Source organism: Amycolatopsis sp. NPDC024027 (assembly GCF_040638975.1).
Classification (GTDB): domain Bacteria; phylum Actinomycetota; class Actinomycetes; order Mycobacteriales; family Pseudonocardiaceae; genus Amycolatopsis.
This window is the reverse complement of record NZ_JBEZYY010000023.1, coordinates 52,298-67,280: the sequence shown is the minus strand read 5'-3', so window position 1 is coordinate 67,280 and position 14,983 is coordinate 52,298. Positions and strand designations below refer to the sequence as shown.

Here is a 14,983-nt window from a genome sequence, read left to right as displayed (position 1 = left end):
CCGGTGACGGGCTCGGGGGTGGTCGATGCGTCCGGGGTGGTCAGCTCGGTGCTGTCCGGCTATCGGCGCGTGCTCGTCGAGTGCCGCCGGCGCGTCACCGGGGATCCCGGTGCGCTGAGCGCCGCTTCGCAGCGGGTCGCGGCCCGGGCTTCGGTGGTTTCGGGCAAGGCGCGTGAGATCGACGAGTCCGCGAAGACGCTGCACGCGGACTGGGACGGCGACGCTTACACGGCGTTCGCGACGGCCGCCGGGAAACTCGGCGAAGAGCTCACCGAGGCGGCCACGAAGCTCGGCGACCAGGCGAAGCGGCTCGGCACCACGGCCCGGCTCGTGCAGTCCGCGGAAGCCGCCGTCGACTCGGTGCTCGCGCAGTTCGACCAGTACGCGGCCCAGCTGACCGCGCAGGCCCGGGCGGTGAACTCCGCCTCGGTCGGCGCGTTCATCCAGGCCGCCCGGCAGCTCGGGGAAGAGAGCGTCGCCGCGGCCCGCCAGGTCGTCGACGAGTTCTCCGACGCGCTCGCCGAGCTGTTCCCGCCCGAAGGCGTCGGACGGCTCGAGCACGAGCTCGGCAAGTGGGCCCGCGGGCCGCTGCACTGGCTCAACGGCGAGCCCCTCGACGGCCGGAAGCGGCCGCGGACCGTGCCGTCGTGGTTCGGCAACTCCGGCTGGAAGAAGCTCACCTGGGACGGCCTCGAAGGCACCCGGGCGCTGAAGAAGGCGGACACGCCGTTCGGGCAGCCCGAAGCCGAGGGGCTGAAGAACAAGATCGGCCGCAACACCGAGATCACCTACTACAAGTTCCAGCACGAACAGGACGGCCTTTCCCCGGAGTACGACGGGAAGATCACGTCGAAGGGGTGGGACGCCGGCGCGTCCGGGCACGCGGAACTCGCGGCGCTGCACGGCGAAGCCGAAGCCAAGAAGGCGTGGGGCGTCGCCGAAGCCCACGCCAAGGGGACGGTGTTCGCCGGCGGCGAGGTGAGCGCGTCCGGCACGATCGGTGCGCACGGCGTCGGCGCGCACGCCAACGCGTTCGTGGGCGGGAAGGTCGAAGGGGAGCTCGCCGCGGACGTCGCGGGCATCGGCGTCGGCGCGAACGGCACCCTGCAGTACGGTCTCGGCGCGCAGCTGGACGCCCAGGCCGTCTACGACGCCGGGCACCTCAAGGTGAACTTCAAAGCGGGTGCGGCGCTGGGCCTCGGCCTGGGCGTCGGTGCGAAGATCGACATCGATCTGCCGAAGCTCGGCCACACGATCGGTGAGTACGGCGGCGCCGCGGTCGACGCCGTCAGCCACGCGGCCACCGACGCCGCGGACGCCGTGGGCTCCGCTTGGGACGACGCCGTTTCGTACGTGGGGCTGTGATGACCCTTCCCCTCGACTTCGTCATCCCGGACGGCTGGACCGCCGTCGACCCCGGCGACTCCGGCGCGGTGTTCGTCGCCGTGCACCCGGTGCCGGGTGAGGAGTTCACGCCGAACATCACGGTGAGCGTGCGGCAGCGGCCGGACGAGGCCTCGATCGACGCCATCGCCGCCGAGGCCGTCGAACGGCTTTCGCGCACGCTGGCCGGGCTCGAGGTGCTGAGCCGCCGCGCCGGTGGCGACCCGGCCGCGCCCGCCGTCATGCAGCTGCTGCGCCTGCGCACCGGCGAAGGCACCGAGCTGATCCAGACCCAGGTGCACCTGACGGTCCCCGGGGCCACCCCGGAAGACCGCGTGGTGCTCGAGCTCGCCTGCACGGCCGCGCCCGCGACCGCCCGGGCGCTCTCACCCGGTTTCCAGCGGTTCGTGGCCAGCGTCCACGTCCGCCAGCACGAAGGGAAGCAACAGTGACCGATCCGTACGCGGTGCCGGACATGGACGAGCTGCTGGCGCAGGTGCGCAAGCAGACCGAAGAGGTCCAGCGGATCCAGCGCACGGTCGAGGCGATGGAGATCAAGGCGCACTCGCGGCAGAACGAGGTCACCGTCACCCTCCGCGGCGACGGCCGCTTCACCTCGATCGACATCGACCCCCGCGCGATCCGCGAGTACGACGCCCGCAACCTCTCGGAGATCGTCCTGGAGGCGGTGAACGCCGGGCTGCAGAAGCTCGCCGAAGCCAGTTCCGCGAAGTTCGCCCCGGTGATCGCGGCCGCGAAAGACGTGTGATGACGCCCGCCGACGTTCTCTTTCCCGCGGAGGCGGCATGAGCACCGCCGACGTTCTCTTTCCCGCGGAGGCGGCATGAGCACCGCTCTGACCGGTACGACCCGGCGGGTCACGGTCGTGACGCCGCGGGCCCGTGTCGATGTCGCGCTGCCGCAGCAGTCGACGTTCGCCGAGTTGGTCCCGCAGCTCGTTCGGCTCGCCGGGGCGTCCGGGCAGGCGTCGGCCGAGCATCCGGGCTGGGTGCTCTCCCGCCTCGGCGGCGCACCACTGGCGCTGGGGTTGAGCGTCGCCGCCGCCCAGATCCGGGACGGCGAAGTGCTGCACCTGACCCCGCGGGAGCGCCCGCGGGGTCCGCTGCTGTTCGACGACGTCGTCGACTCGATCGCGAGTGTGGCCGACGCCGACGGCGGCTGGGGTCCCTCGGTGGCTAGGCGGTCCGGCCTGGTGGCCGCGGTGGTGCTGCTCCTGGCGGGCGGCCTGCTGGTGCAGGCGGCGGCGTCGGGCAGTGTCCTGGCGCCGATCGGGACGGGGTTGCTGGCCCTGGTTTTGCTGCTCGGCGGTGGCGCGTTGAGCCGCGCCTACGGCGACGCCGAGGCGGGCGCGGCGGGGTCGCTGGCCGGTGTCGGCGTCGCGCTGCTCGCGGGGATGGCCGTGCTGCCACCGCATCCGCTGTTCTCGCTGTCGGCAGGCCCGCTCGCCGCGGGTTTCGCGGCGGTGACGGTGTACGGCGTGCTGGCGGCGGTCTCGGTGGCCGACCGCCTGCCGTGGTTCGTGGCGATCACCGGCGCGGCGGGCTTCGGCGCGATCACTTCCGGGGTCGTGCTCCTGGCGGGCGTTTCCCCGCAGTCGGCGGCGGCGGTGGCCGCGGTGCTGGGCACGGCCCTGGCGGCGGTGGCGCCGATGCTGGCGTTGCGCCTGGCCCGGCTGCCGCTGCCGCGCGTGCCGGACGACATGGCGGCGTTCCGCGCGGACGAACAGCCGTCGCTGGGAACGGAGATGATCGGCCGGACGTCGCGCGCCCAGGCGGTGCTGACGGGGCTGCTGGTGGCGCTCGGGCTGGTGGTGCTGGCCGGTTCGGTGGTGCTTGCGTCGGGTGGGCCGTGGGAAGCGGGGCTGGCCGGTTTGCTGGGCCTGGCCTGGATCCTGCGGTCGCGGTCGTACGCCGGGCGCGCGCAGCGGTTGGTGCTGGTGGGGTTCGGCGTCCCGACGCTGGTGTCCGCGGGGGTGTGGCTGGTGGCCTCGGGCCACCGCACGGCGGTGTTCGCGGCCGGGTGCGCGGTGGTGCTGGCGGCGGTGGTCTGCCTGGTGTACGCGACGCGGGTGGCGCGCGGCCTGCGTTCGCCGTACTGGTCACGGCTTTTGGACGTGACGGAGTTCTTGGTGCTGCTGTCGCTGGTGCCGATGGTGGCGATGATCGCGGGGGTGTACGAGGCCGTCCGCGGCTGAGCGCCCGGCAGCCGTCGATGTATTCGACTGAACGTTTCATTGACGGTGCGGCGCGGCCACTGTTAAACCTGTTTCGGGAGCGCTCCCAGGCTGTCCGCCAGTCGACTCCAGGGAGATGCCATGTCAGCACGCCAAGACCGTTCCGAGATCGAGGGTTCGCCGCTCCTGCGCCGGCGGACCGTGCTGGCGGCGGGCGCCGCCCTGCCGGTGCTGGCGGTGGGGACGCCGGCCGCGGCGGCCACCGCGGTGGTCGTCGAGCCGTCGAACGTGCAGCAGACGATCCTGGGCTTCGGCGGGATGAACCACACCGTCTGGATCAGCGACCTCACCGCCGCCCAGCGCGAGACGGCGTTCGGCAACGGTACGGGACAGCTGGGCTTCACCGTGCTGCGCATCCCCGTCCACGAGGACCGCAACAACTGGAGCCGCGAGGTCGCCACGGCCCGGCGGGCGAGTGAACTCGGCGCCAAGGTCATCGCTTCGCCGTGGAACCCGCCCGCCTCGATGACCGAGAGCTTCTCCGGCGGCAAGCGGCTGAAATACAATTCCTACGCCGCCTATGCGCAGCACCTCAACGACTTCACCGCGTTCATGGCGAACAACGGAGCGCCCCTGTACGGGATCTCCGTCCAGAACGAGCCGGACTACGCCCAGCAGTGGACGGCGTGGACCGCCGCCGAGATCGTCAAGTTCCTGCGCGAGAACGCCGGCGTGCTCACCACCAAGGTCATCGCGCCCGAGTCGTTCCAGTACCGCAAGGCGATGTCCGATCCCATCCTCAACGACGCCACCGCCCTGGCGAACGTGGACATCATCGGCACGCACCTCTACGGCACCTCGTTCGCGAACCTGCCCTACCCGCTCTTCCAGCAGAAGGGCGGCGGCAAGGAGCTGTGGATGACCGAGGTCTACTACCCCAACAGCACCGACTCGGCCGACCTGTGGCCGCAGGCGCTCGACGTCGGCGAGCACGTCCACCGCGCGCTGGTGGACGGCCGGTTCCAGACCTACGTGTGGTGGTACATCCGCCGCTCGTACGGCCCGATGCGCGAGGACGGGCAAATCAGCAAGCGCGGCGCCTGCATGGCGCACTTCGCGAAGTGGGTCCGCCCCGGCTTTTCGCGGATCACCGCGACCGCGAACCCGCAGTCGAACGTCTACGTCTCGGCGTTCAAGAGCGGAGCCAGGATCGTCGTCGTCGCCATCAACAAGAACACCTCGGCGGCCGACCTCGCGTTCACCCTCCGGGACACCGGTTCCGCGACCGCCCAGACCTGGCTGACGAGCGCGAGCGCGAACCTCGCGCGCTCCACGGACGTCACCATCTCGAACGGGGCGTTCAACGCTCAGCTGCCGGCCCGCAGCATCCGGACGTTCGTGGTGAACTGAGCTGGGTGCCGCATTCAGGAGTCCAGCGCGAGGGGGAGGGTCCGCCGCACGCCGGCGCCGTGCCGTCCGTGCAGCGGGACCGCCGAGGGCGGCACCGGAACCGAAGCATCCGGCCGCGCGCCGACGCGGATCGTCACCTCCGCCTTCTCCTTGCCGCCCGGCGTCCGGGTCAGGGTGTACGACGTTGCCGTGAAAGCCGCGCCCGGCACCGAAAAGTCCACCGGGCGCGGCGAACGCGGGGTGAAGCACACCTGCGTGGAATCGCCCCACACCCACGACTTCCACCGCTCGGGCGGCCCGGACGCCGGGCCCTGGACCCCCAGGGCCACCCGCAGCTCCTTCGCCAGCTCCCCGGCTTCCAGCACCGTGCTCTGGTACCCGGCTTCGGCCAGCGCACCCATCAAGCTCAACGCCGCCGACGCCGTGCTCCGCAGCGCCCCGAGGTCACCGCCGCCGCGGGCGAGCGCCGCGACCGGGGCCAGGTCCGGCCGGTAGCGCACCGCCAGCCAGCGCACCCGCAGCACCTGGTCGCCGTGCGGGATCGCCCAGGTCAGCAGCTGGGCCGACGCCAGCGGGATGTCCGCCCGCCGGTACGCCGAGTGCAGGGCCTCGACCAGGGGGCCCGGCGCGCCCGGGTCCGGCGTCAAGCGGATCAGCGCGCTCCACCCGCCGTCGATCTCCGCGACGCCGAAGCGGTTGCCCGCCCGGTCGACGTGCTGGCGGACCTTCACCGGCCCCGCCACGCGCAGCAGCGGGTCCGGGCTGTCGCGGCGGGTGTCGTGGCGGCGCAACCGGAACGCCGTCCAGGTCAGCGCCCAGCCCGCCGGGTGCCGGCCCGCGAAACGCACCGACGTCAGCAGCACGAGCAACCCGGCCACCGCGCTGACCGCGATCCGCGCCGGCTGCGTGACGCCGTCGACGAGCCAGGCGAGCAGCACGGCGATCGCGGCGAGCTCCCACAGCGCCGCCTGCAGCGGCCGGATCGGCAGCAGCCACGGCAGCGGCGTGGACGCGGGCCGGGACGGTGCCGGGCGGCGGACAGCGGTATCGACGGACACGGGCTCCCCTTTCCCCGGCCCTCGACGCTACTGCCTCCCCAGATACCGCGTGGGCGTAAAAATTACCCTCGCCGCCCGCTGGTGCGGTGCCTAGCATCAAGCACTCGGAGGGTCGACGGACACAGCCGGGGGCACAGCAGCGTGTGGACGCAGCGGGACCAGATCCAGGCGTACCAGTTCCTCCGCCGCAGGCTCGTCTCCGCGCTCGTCGCCGCCGACGCCAACCACCCCGTCTCGCCCAGCCGCCGGCTCGTGCTCGGCACGGTGCTGGGCGTCGTGGCCGCCCTCCTGGTCACCGCCGTCTTCGGCATCATCGGCCTGCTGAACCCCGCCGGCGGCAAGGACTGGCTGGCCGGCGGCAAGGTGATCGTCGAGGAGGGCACCGGCGCGCGGTTCGTGCTCGGCGCCGACGGCGTCCTGCACCCGGTCCTCAACTACGCCTCCGCGCGCCTGCTGGCCGGCGGCACCGGCGACGCGACCGTGTCCGTGTCGCCGGAGAACCTCGGCAAGGCGGGCCGCGGCACCCAGATCGGCATCCCCGGCGCGCCCGACTCGCTGCCGGCGTCGAGCGCGCTCGTGACCACACCCTGGACGAGCTGCAGCCGGACCACCCAGGACGCGCCCGCGTCGGCCGAGCCGCGCACCGCCGTCCTGCTGGCCGCGCCCGCGTCCGGCGTCGAGCTGCCGCGGGACCAGGGCGTGATCGTGCGGCTGCCGGCGGGGGAGCGCTTCCTGCTGGCCGGGGGACGGCGCTATCGGCTGAGCGACGAGGCCGCGACGGCGCTGCAGTTCGACAGCTACCCGACGATCGCGGTGTCGTCGCGGTGGCTCGACACCGTCCCGGCCGGCCGCGACCTGACCGCGCTGCCGGTCGCCGGCGCCGGTGACCCCGGGCCGGCGGTGGGCGGCCGCGGCACCCGGGTCGGCGAAGTCCTCGCCGTCGTCGACGCGATGGCCGCGCCCGGCACCGCCACGTCGTACTACCTGGTCCGCCGCGAGGGCCTCGAGCCCGTCGGGCAGACCGAGGCGAGCCTGCTGGTGACGACGGAGGCCAACGCCGCCGCCTACCCCGGGCCGCCCGCGCCGGTGGAGGTCCGCGCGGCCGACGTCGCCGCGGTCGCGAAGGCCGCCGCGCCGCGCGCCGGCGGCGCCGACCCGGCCGCCTACCCCGACCGCATCCCCGGCAAGGCGCCGATCACCGGCAACGCCGTGGCGCTGTGCGTTCAGGGCAGCCGGTTGCTCGTTTCGGCCGAATTCCCGCTTCCCGCCGGCGCCAAAGCCATCCAGGTCGCCACCCGGACCGAAGCAAGGGTGGCGGACGAAGTGTTCGTGCCTCCCTCGGGAGGAGCCGTCGTCGTCGAAGCCGGTTCGGCCACCGCGTACCTGGTGACCGACACGGGCCGGAAGTACCCGGTGGTGACCGCGCAGGCCTTGGCCTCGCTCGGCTACGGAGGCGTCGCCAAGCCGCCGGTCACAGGTAGTTTGCTGGCATTGGTGCCGACGGGCCCCGCGCTGGACCCGGCCACGGCCGGACGGCCGGCTCCGTCGGGTGGAACGGGGTGAAAGTCGTGCACATGACAGAAGAGCGTTCGACCGAGGGTGAGCTGGACCAGGGGCGGGTCCGGGTCGCGGTCATCGAAGACCACCCGCTCTACCGCGTCTCCGTGGAACGTGTGCTGGCCGAGGCCGACTTCGTCGAGCTCGGCGCGGTCGTCGATTCGGTCGCCCGGTTCCACGTGCACCGGCAGCCGCCGGGCAGCGTGGTCCTGCTCGACCTGGGCCTGCCGGGCGTCGCGGGCGCGGCGGCCGTGCTGGAGGTCTGCGAGCTCGGGCACCACGTGCTCGTGGTCTCCGCGCAGGCGGAACCGGAGGTCGTGCTCGGCGCCATCGCGGCGGGGGCGCGCGGGTTCCTGTCGAAGGACGTCGACGCGGACGAGCTGCTGATCGCGATCAAGACGGTCGCCGACGGCGGCGCGTACGTCTCGGCGGTGGTCGCCGGGATGATCATGAAGGACAACGCCGACCGGCCCGCCGTGTCGGCCGAAGCCGAGCTGTCGCCGCGCGAGGAGCAGGTGCTGCGGCTGGTGGCGGCGGGGGAGCGGGACGTCGACATCGCGCTGATCCTCGGCATCGGCGTCCGGACGGTCCGCGGCTACCTCGACCGCATCCGCGACAAGACGGGCGAACGGCGGCGGCCGGGCCTGGTCAAGGAGGCCATCCGGCGCGGCCTGATCGGCGACGCGAACCCCCGGCGCGGCGGCCGCAAATGAGCGAGCCGGCGCCGTCTTCCCGGCGGATCTCCGTGGGCGTGATCGAGGACCACCCGCTCTACCGGTACGCGCTGACCCGCGTGCTGACCGAGGCACCGGACATCGAGCTCGGCGCGGTGGCGGACTCGGTGGCCCGGTTCGCGGTCCAGGACCAGGCGGCGGGCAGCGTCGTCGTCCTCGACCTCAAGCTGCGGGGCGTCCAGGACGCGGCCGCGGTCCTGGAGGTCGGGCAGATGGGGCACAAGGTGCTGGTGGTGTCCGCGCACGCGGAGCAGCCGGAGGTGCTCGGCGCGATGCAGGCGGGCGCGAAGGGCTTCCTGTCCAAGGACGTCGACGGCGACGAGCTCCTGCGCGCGATCCGCACGATCGCCGACGACAACGCGTACGTGTCGCCGACGCTGGCCGGGATGATCATCCAGGACAGCGAAGAGCGGCACGCGGGCCCGAAGATCGTGCTGTCGGAGCGGGAAAAGCAGGTCCTCCGCCTGGTGGCGGCGGGGGAGCGGGACGTCGACGTGGCCGAGATCCTCAACATCAGCGTCCGCACGGTGCGGTCGTACCTGGACCGCATCCGCGACAAGACCGGCGAACGGCGACGCGCGGGCTTCGTCCGCGTCGCCATCCGCGAAGGCCTGCTCCGCTGAGGTCGCCGACGCAGTGAATGACTCATTCCTGTCATCCGACGACAGGAATGAGTCATTCACTGCGTCCGGTGGTCAGAGGCGGCGGTTGGCCAGGGCTCCCGTCGCCGCGCGGGCCTGGGCCGGCACCGCCGGGTCCACGTCCACCAGCAGCGTCTCCGGCGCCGCCCCGGCCTGGGCGGTCACCCGGCCGAAGCCGTCCGCGACCAGCGAGTACCCGATGCCCGTCGGCGCCTTCGGGTTGACCGTGACGTCCGTCGCCGCGGGGTCGGCCTGGCCGCAGGCCAGCACCCAGCAGCCCGAGTCCAGCGCCCGCGCGCGCACCAGGACCTCCCACTGCTCGCGCTTGCCCTCGCCCGCGCCCCACGACGCCGGCAGCAGCACGACGTCGGCGCCGTCGTCGGCCAGCGCGCGGAACAGCTCCGGGAACCGCACGTCGTAGCAGGTCGCGACGCCGTAGACGACGCCGTCGAGCTCGAACGTGGTCGCCGCGGAACCGGGCGCCACCGTGTCCGACTCGGCGAAGCCGAACGCGTCGTAGAGGTGGATCTTGTCGTAGCCGCGGTGGTGCCCGCCGCCGGTGATCAGGAGCGTGTTGCGGACCCGGCCGTCGTCCGCCGGGGTGAACATCCCGGCCACGATCACCACGTCGTGCTCGGCGGCCACCGCGGCCACCGCCGACGCCCACGGGCCGTCGAGGGGCTCCGCGACCGGCTCGAGCGGCCGGCCGAACCGCGCCATGGTCGCTTCGGGGAACACGACGATCCGCGCGCCGTCCGCCACCGCGGACTCCACGCGGGAGCGAACGAGTTTCAGGTTCGCTTCCGGATCGTCACCCGAGTTGACCTGGCACAACGCGATTCGCGCCACCGCTGCCTCCTGCATGCTGGGATCGGCCGTCATTCCGCCGCACCAGGGAGTATCGCCGAAAACCCGTTCGGCGTGACCTCGTACCCTGGTGGTCATGTTGAACCGCACCGACCTGCGAGGGCAGGTCCCGACCGCCGCCGAACTGCGCGCCACGCTCCCCCGCGCCGAATACGACGTGGACGCGGCACTGCATCACGTGCGCCCGGTGGTCGAGGCGGTCCGCGACCGCGGTGTCGAAGCCGTCCTCTCCTACACCGAGAAGTTCGACAAGGTGCGGCCCGCGTCCGTGCGGGTGCCGCGCGAGCGGTTGACGAAGGCGCTGGCCGAGCTGGACCCGGCCGTGCGCGCCGCGCTCGAGGAGTCGATCACCCGCGCCCGGAAGGTGCACGCCGAGCAGCGCCGCACCGACGTCACCACCACCGTCGTCGAGGGCGGCACGGTCACCGAGAAGTGGGTGCCGGTCGAGCGCGTCGGGCTGTACGCGCCGGGCGGGCTGGCCGTGTACCCCTCGACGGTGGTGATGAACGTCGTCCCGGCGCAGATCGCGGGCGTCGGCTCCCTGGTCGTCTGCTCGCCGCCGCAGGCCGCGTTCGACGGCCTGCCGCACCCGACCATCCTCGCCGCGGCCGAGCTCCTCGGCGTCGACGAGGTCTGGGCGGCGGGTGGCGCGCAGGCCGTCGCGCTGCTGGCGTACGGCGGCACGGACACCGACGGCGCCGAGCTCGCCCCGGTCGACATCGTCACCGGGCCGGGCAACATCTACCTCACCGCGGCCAAGCGGCTCCTGCGTGGCCTGATCGGCATCGACGCCGAGGCCGGGCCCACCGAGATCGCCATCCTCGCCGACGAGACGGCCGACCCGGTGCACGTCGCCGCCGACCTGATCAGCCAGGCCGAGCACGACCCCCTCGCCGCGAGCGTCCTGGTGACGACGTCGACCGAGCTGGCCGACGCCGTCGACAAGGAACTGGTCAACCGCGTCGCCGCCACCAAGCACACCGAGCGCGTCGCGGAAGCGCTGGCGGGCAAGCAGTCCGGCATCATCCTGGTGTCCACAGTGGACGACGGACTGCGCGTCGTCGACGCCTACGCCGCCGAGCACCTGGAGATCCAGACGGCGGACGCGCGCGCGGTCGCCGCCCGGGTCCGCAACGCCGGCGCGATCTTCGTCGGCGCGTACGCCCCGGTGTCGCTCGGCGACTACTGCGCCGGGTCCAACCACGTCCTGCCCACCGGCGGGTTCGCCCGCCACTCCTCGGGCCTGTCCGTGCAGAGCTTCCTCAAGGGCATCCACGTCGTGGACTACACCGAGGACGCGCTGCGCGAGGTCGCCGGCCGCGTCGTCGCGCTGGCCGACGCCGAGGACCTGCCCGCGCACGGCGAGGCCGTCACCGCGCGCTTCGGAGGTTCGGTCCGATGACGATCGGCGAAGAGGTCACCCTGGACCAGCTGCCGCTGCGGGACGACCTGCGCGGCAAGTCGCCGTACGGCGCACCGCAGCTGGACGTCCCGATCCGGCTCAACACGAACGAGAACCCGTACCCGCCGCCGCCGGAGCTGGTCGCCGACATCGCGGAGGCCGTCCGCGCTGAGGCCGCCGAGCTGCACCGCTACCCGGATCGCGACGCGGTGGCGCTGCGGCAGGACCTGGCCGACTACCTGAGCGTGTCGACGCGGGTGGTGCTGTCGGAGGCGAACGTCTGGGCCGCCAACGGGTCCAACGAGGTCCTGCAGCAGATCCTGCAGGCGTTCGGCGGTCCCGGGCGCAGCGCGCTCGGCTTCGAGCCGTCGTACTCGATGCACCCGATCATCGCCTCGGGCACCCGCACCGAGTGGCTCCCGGCGCCGCGCCGGGCCGACTTCAGCCTCGACACCGCCGCGGCGGCCGCGGTCATCGCGGAACGTCGTCCGGACGTCGTGTTCGTCACCAGCCCGAACAACCCGACGGGCGGTTCGATCCCGCTTTCCGAGCTGCGCACGTTGCTCGACGCGGCCACCGGGATCGTCGTGGTCGACGAGGCGTACGCGGAGTTCTCGTCGCAGCCGAGCGCGGTCGAGCTGCTGGCGGACTACCCGTCGCGGCTGATCGTGTCGCGCACGATGAGCAAGGCGTTCGCCTTCGCGGGCGGGCGGCTCGGCTACCTGGCGGCGGCACCGGCGGTCGTCGACGCGCTGCAGCTGGTGCGCCTGCCGTACCACTTGTCCCGGCTGACGCAGGCGGCGGCGCGGGCGGCGCTGCGGCACGCGGACGCCACTTTGGACAGTGTGCACAAGCTGGCCGCGGAACGCGACCGCGTCGTGGAAGCGCTGGCGGGCCTGGGTTACGACCCGGTGCCGAGCGACTCGAACTTCGTCCTCTTCGGACGGTTCAGCGACCCGCACGCGGCCTGGGAGTCCTATTTGGCCAAGGGGGTGCTGATCCGCGACCCGGGCATCCCCGGTCACCTGCGGGTGAGCATCGGCACCCCGGAAGAGAACGACGCCTTCCTCGAGGCGAGTAAGGAAGTCTCGCGATGACCCGCATCGGCAAGGTCGAACGGACCACCAAGGAGTCCTCGATCTTCGTCCAGCTGGACCTCGACGGCACGGGCGAAGTCGACATCTCGACCGGCGTCCCGTTCTACGACCACATGCTGACGGCGTTCGGCGTCCACGGCTCGCTGGACCTGAAGGTCGAGGCCACCGGCGACGTCCACATCGACGCCCACCACACGGTGGAGGACACGGCGATCGTGCTCGGCCAGGCGATCCGCCAGGCCCTGGGCGACAAGAGCGGCATCCGCCGCTTCGGCGACGCGTGGATCCCGATGGACGAGACCCTCGCCCACGCGGCCGTCGACGTCTCGGGCCGGCCGTACTGCGTGCACGTGGGCGAGCCGGAGCAGTTCACCACGTTCACCATCGGCGGCAACTACCCGTTCGTGCTGACCCGGCACGTGTTCGACTCGCTGGCGTTCCACGCCCAGATCGCGTTGCACGTGCGGGTGATCCACGGCCGCGACCCGCACCACATCGCGGAGGCGGAGTACAAGGCGGTGGCGAGGGCGTTGCGCGCGGCGACCGAGCCGGACCCGCGCGCGGGCGGCATCCCCTCGACGAAGGGCGTTCTGTGAACAACGGAGTCGTCGGCGTGCTCCTGCTCGCCCTGGGCGGTTTCCTGGCGGGCGGGGTCTATTCCACCTGGAAGACGGCGAAGTTCATGGCGGTGGTGCTCGGCGTCGCGGCCGTCCTCGCCATCGGCGGCGCGATCTTCTGGTTCTCGAGCTAGTGCCGCGGCGTCGCAAGTTGTTTGACGTTCGGGGTGGCCGGAGCCGGCTCGCTTCCCGAAACCGGCCCGGTCAGTGCGGATTTCCGGCCGCGGCGATGTAGTGAATGACTCGTTCACCTCGTCCGACGACATGAATGAGTCATTCATGTCGTCGGACCAGCCGCTGCCAGGAGGCTGTCAACGAACATCAGACGCGCGACACCAGGCAGCCCTCACCCGTCGGCCAGCCGCTGGATGGTGGCGCCCAGCCAAGCCTCGAGTGCGGCGGGCTCGCCGAGTTCGGACCGCAGGACCCGGCGGCGCGTGGAAACGCCGAGCACGAACGCGTCGATCGCGGCGGCCCGGCTACGGGCGTCCGCGTCGGTGAGGCCGCTTTCGCGCAGGTAGCGCTGCAGCGGCTCCAGCGAGTTCGTGTCGAGGAACGCGGCCAGCGCCTCCGCCGCCTCCGGGCGTTCGCCGGACGCGCGGTGCAGCACCAGCAGCGGATCCTCCCCGGGGGCGCCGAACCAGCGCCGGACGATGTTCGCCGCGAGCCGGGTCCCCAGCGTGGACCGGTCGCCGTCGAAGGAGTCCGCGACGGCGATCTCCACGCGCGTTGCGGCCAGGAAAAGGCCGTCCTTGCCCCCGAAGTAACGCGTGATGAGGTTGGGCGACACGCCGGCGGCGTCGGCCACGCCTTTGACCGTGACGGCCGTGTAGCTGTGCCGGGCGAAGTGGCGTCGAGCGTGCTCCAGGATCCGCTGCCGGGTGGCGGCCGCGTCGCGCGAACTCATGTGTACGAGCATACACAATGATGTGTACGCTGATACACATGGACGACGAGATGCGTGCCCGGCTCCGGCGGACCCGGCGGGTCACGACCCCGTGGAGCGAGGACCGCACGCGCGGCATCGGCGGCACCCGCCTCGACGCGCTCCTCGACCGCTGGGCGAACGGGTACGACTGGGCAGTGCACGAGCGCCGCATCGGCGAGTGGCCCTGGGTGACGGTGCGGGCGGGCGGCACCGACCTGCGGGTCGTCCACCAGCGGTCCGCGGATCCGGGCGCGCCGGTCGTCGTGCTGCTGCACGGCTGGCCGGACTCGGTGCTGCGGTTCGAGCGCGTCCTGCCGCTGCTCGCGGACGCGCACGTGGTGGTGCCCGCGCTGCCGGGCTTCCCGTTCGCGGCGCCGCTCACCACACCGGGGATGTCGGCCGGGCGGATGGCCGGGATCATCGCGGCCGCCCTCGCCGAGCTCGGTTACCCGAGGTACACGCTGTCGGGCGGCGATGTGGGCGGCACCGTGGCGGAGATCCTCGCGGGCGAGCACCCGGACCGGGTGGCCGCCCTGCACCTCACGAACGTCGCCCCGCAGCGCGCCCTCACGGTGGATCCGGCGAAGCTCCCGCCCGACGCAGCGGCTTATCCAGCCCGGGCGGGGCAGTGGTTCCGGGCCGAGGGCGGGTACATCGCCGAGCAGTCGACGCGGCCGAACACCCTTGCCGTCGCCCTCGGCGACTCACCCGCCGGCCTCGCGGCGTGGATCGTCGAGAAGCTCGAGTCGTGGTCGGGCGAGGGGGCGTTCACGGTGGACGAGCTGCTCACCTGGGTCACGGCTTACTGGGTCACTGGCACGATCGGCACCTCGTTCGCCACCTACACCGAACCGGCGGCGCTGCCCGCCCGGGTCGAGACGCCGACCGTGCTTTCGGTGTTCCCGCGGGACACCAAACCGGAGCCGCGGAGCTACGCGGAGGCGTTCCTGAACGTCCGCGAGTACGTGGAACACGAGGTCGGCGGCCATTTCGCGGCCTGGGAACAGCCGGAGGCGTACGCCGAAGACCTGCGCCGGGCGATCAAGCTGGGCGGCTGAAGCGTGCCTGCCCCCACCGCGGCGGGGGCAGGCACCG

General features: G+C 72.7%; 16 protein-coding genes. 13 read left to right on the top strand and 3 right to left on the bottom strand.

Annotated elements, in window-relative coordinates:
• Positions 1-3 precede the first annotated feature (3 nt).
• The 5 genes from AB0F52_RS40660 to AB0F52_RS40640 all read left to right on the top strand — a co-directional run bounded on the left by AB0F52_RS40660 (position 4) and on the right by AB0F52_RS40640 (position 4,987).
• On the top strand, positions 4-1,365 hold the full coding sequence (locus AB0F52_RS40660; protein WP_360182840.1) for a WXG100 family type VII secretion target: 1,362 nt from the start codon (positions 4-6) through the stop codon (positions 1,363-1,365).
• A complete protein-coding gene (locus tag AB0F52_RS40655; protein ID WP_360182838.1) occupies positions 1,365-1,835 on the top strand; it encodes a hypothetical protein in 471 nt (156 codons plus the stop codon). Before AB0F52_RS40660 ends, AB0F52_RS40655 begins: the two co-directional genes overlap by 1 nt.
• Positions 1,832-2,152: a YbaB/EbfC family nucleoid-associated protein gene (locus tag AB0F52_RS40650; RefSeq protein WP_013224119.1), complete on the top strand. Its 321-nt coding sequence runs from the start codon at positions 1,832-1,834 to the stop codon at positions 2,150-2,152. Before AB0F52_RS40655 ends, AB0F52_RS40650 begins: the two co-directional genes overlap by 4 nt.
• Positions 2,153-2,227: 75 nt before the next feature.
• A complete protein-coding gene (gene eccD / locus AB0F52_RS40645) occupies positions 2,228-3,598 on the top strand; it encodes a type VII secretion integral membrane protein EccD (RefSeq protein ID WP_360182835.1) in 1,371 nt (456 codons plus the stop codon).
• 120 nt (positions 3,599-3,718) lie between these two features.
• A complete protein-coding gene (locus AB0F52_RS40640) occupies positions 3,719-4,987 on the top strand; it encodes a glucuronoxylanase (RefSeq protein ID WP_360182833.1) in 1,269 nt (422 codons plus the stop codon).
• Between the two features lie 14 nt (positions 4,988-5,001).
• Here the strand turns inward: AB0F52_RS40640 and AB0F52_RS40635 are convergent, their stop codons facing one another.
• A complete protein-coding gene (locus AB0F52_RS40635) occupies positions 5,002-6,045 on the bottom strand; it encodes a type VII secretion protein EccE (protein ID WP_360182831.1) in 1,044 nt (347 codons plus the stop codon).
• Positions 6,046-6,186: 141 nt separating this feature from the next.
• On the opposite strand from AB0F52_RS40635, the gene eccB reads away from it, so the two are divergent.
• From eccB to AB0F52_RS40620, 3 genes are read left to right on the top strand one after another with little or no spacing between them, the layout of a single operon-like run.
• Positions 6,187-7,608 carry a type VII secretion protein EccB gene (eccB, locus tag AB0F52_RS40630; RefSeq protein ID WP_360182829.1) on the top strand — a complete coding sequence of 474 codons (1,422 nt, stop codon included), beginning with the start codon at positions 6,187-6,189 and terminating at the stop codon, positions 7,606-7,608.
• A gap of 11 nt (positions 7,609-7,619) precedes the next feature.
• Positions 7,620-8,315: a response regulator transcription factor gene (locus AB0F52_RS40625; RefSeq protein WP_233225884.1), complete on the top strand. Its 696-nt coding sequence runs from the start codon at positions 7,620-7,622 to the stop codon at positions 8,313-8,315.
• Positions 8,312-8,959, top strand: a complete 648-nt coding sequence (locus AB0F52_RS40620; RefSeq protein ID WP_360182827.1) for a response regulator transcription factor — start codon at positions 8,312-8,314, stop codon at positions 8,957-8,959. The genes AB0F52_RS40625 and AB0F52_RS40620 overlap by 4 nt, the downstream gene beginning before the upstream one ends.
• A gap of 72 nt (positions 8,960-9,031) precedes the next feature.
• Here the strand turns inward: AB0F52_RS40620 and AB0F52_RS40615 are convergent, their stop codons facing one another.
• Complete coding sequence (locus tag AB0F52_RS40615) at positions 9,032-9,826, bottom strand: carbon-nitrogen hydrolase family protein (protein WP_360183003.1); 795 nt, start codon at positions 9,824-9,826, stop codon at positions 9,032-9,034.
• A 94-nt stretch (positions 9,827-9,920) separates the two neighbouring features.
• On the opposite strand from AB0F52_RS40615, the gene hisD reads away from it, so the two are divergent.
• Genes hisD through AB0F52_RS40595 form a run of 4 tightly spaced genes read left to right on the top strand, consistent with a single transcriptional unit; the run spans position 9,921 to position 13,094 of the window.
• Complete coding sequence (gene hisD, locus AB0F52_RS40610; RefSeq protein ID WP_360182825.1) at positions 9,921-11,246, top strand: histidinol dehydrogenase; 1,326 nt, start codon at positions 9,921-9,923, stop codon at positions 11,244-11,246.
• Positions 11,243-12,343 carry a histidinol-phosphate transaminase gene (locus AB0F52_RS40605; protein ID WP_360182823.1) on the top strand — a complete coding sequence of 367 codons (1,101 nt, stop codon included), beginning with the start codon at positions 11,243-11,245 and terminating at the stop codon, positions 12,341-12,343. The genes hisD and AB0F52_RS40605 overlap by 4 nt, the downstream gene beginning before the upstream one ends.
• On the top strand, positions 12,340-12,939 hold the full coding sequence (hisB, locus tag AB0F52_RS40600) for an imidazoleglycerol-phosphate dehydratase HisB (protein ID WP_360182821.1): 600 nt from the start codon (positions 12,340-12,342) through the stop codon (positions 12,937-12,939). The genes AB0F52_RS40605 and hisB overlap by 4 nt, the downstream gene beginning before the upstream one ends.
• Positions 12,936-13,094 (top strand): hypothetical protein, encoded by a 159-nt coding sequence (locus AB0F52_RS40595; protein ID WP_360182819.1) that lies wholly within the window; start codon positions 12,936-12,938, stop codon positions 13,092-13,094. Before hisB ends, AB0F52_RS40595 begins: the two co-directional genes overlap by 4 nt.
• A 212-nt stretch (positions 13,095-13,306) precedes the next feature.
• Here the strand turns inward: AB0F52_RS40595 and AB0F52_RS40590 are convergent, their stop codons facing one another.
• On the bottom strand, positions 13,307-13,867 hold the full coding sequence (locus AB0F52_RS40590; protein WP_360182817.1) for a helix-turn-helix domain-containing protein: 561 nt from the start codon (positions 13,865-13,867) through the stop codon (positions 13,307-13,309).
• 38 nt (positions 13,868-13,905) lie between these two features.
• Between AB0F52_RS40590 and AB0F52_RS40585 the strand changes: the two genes are divergently transcribed.
• Entirely contained in the window at positions 13,906-14,946 is a 1,041-nt protein-coding gene (locus tag AB0F52_RS40585; RefSeq protein ID WP_360182815.1) for an epoxide hydrolase family protein, read from the top strand.
• Positions 14,947-14,983 lie beyond the last annotated feature (37 nt).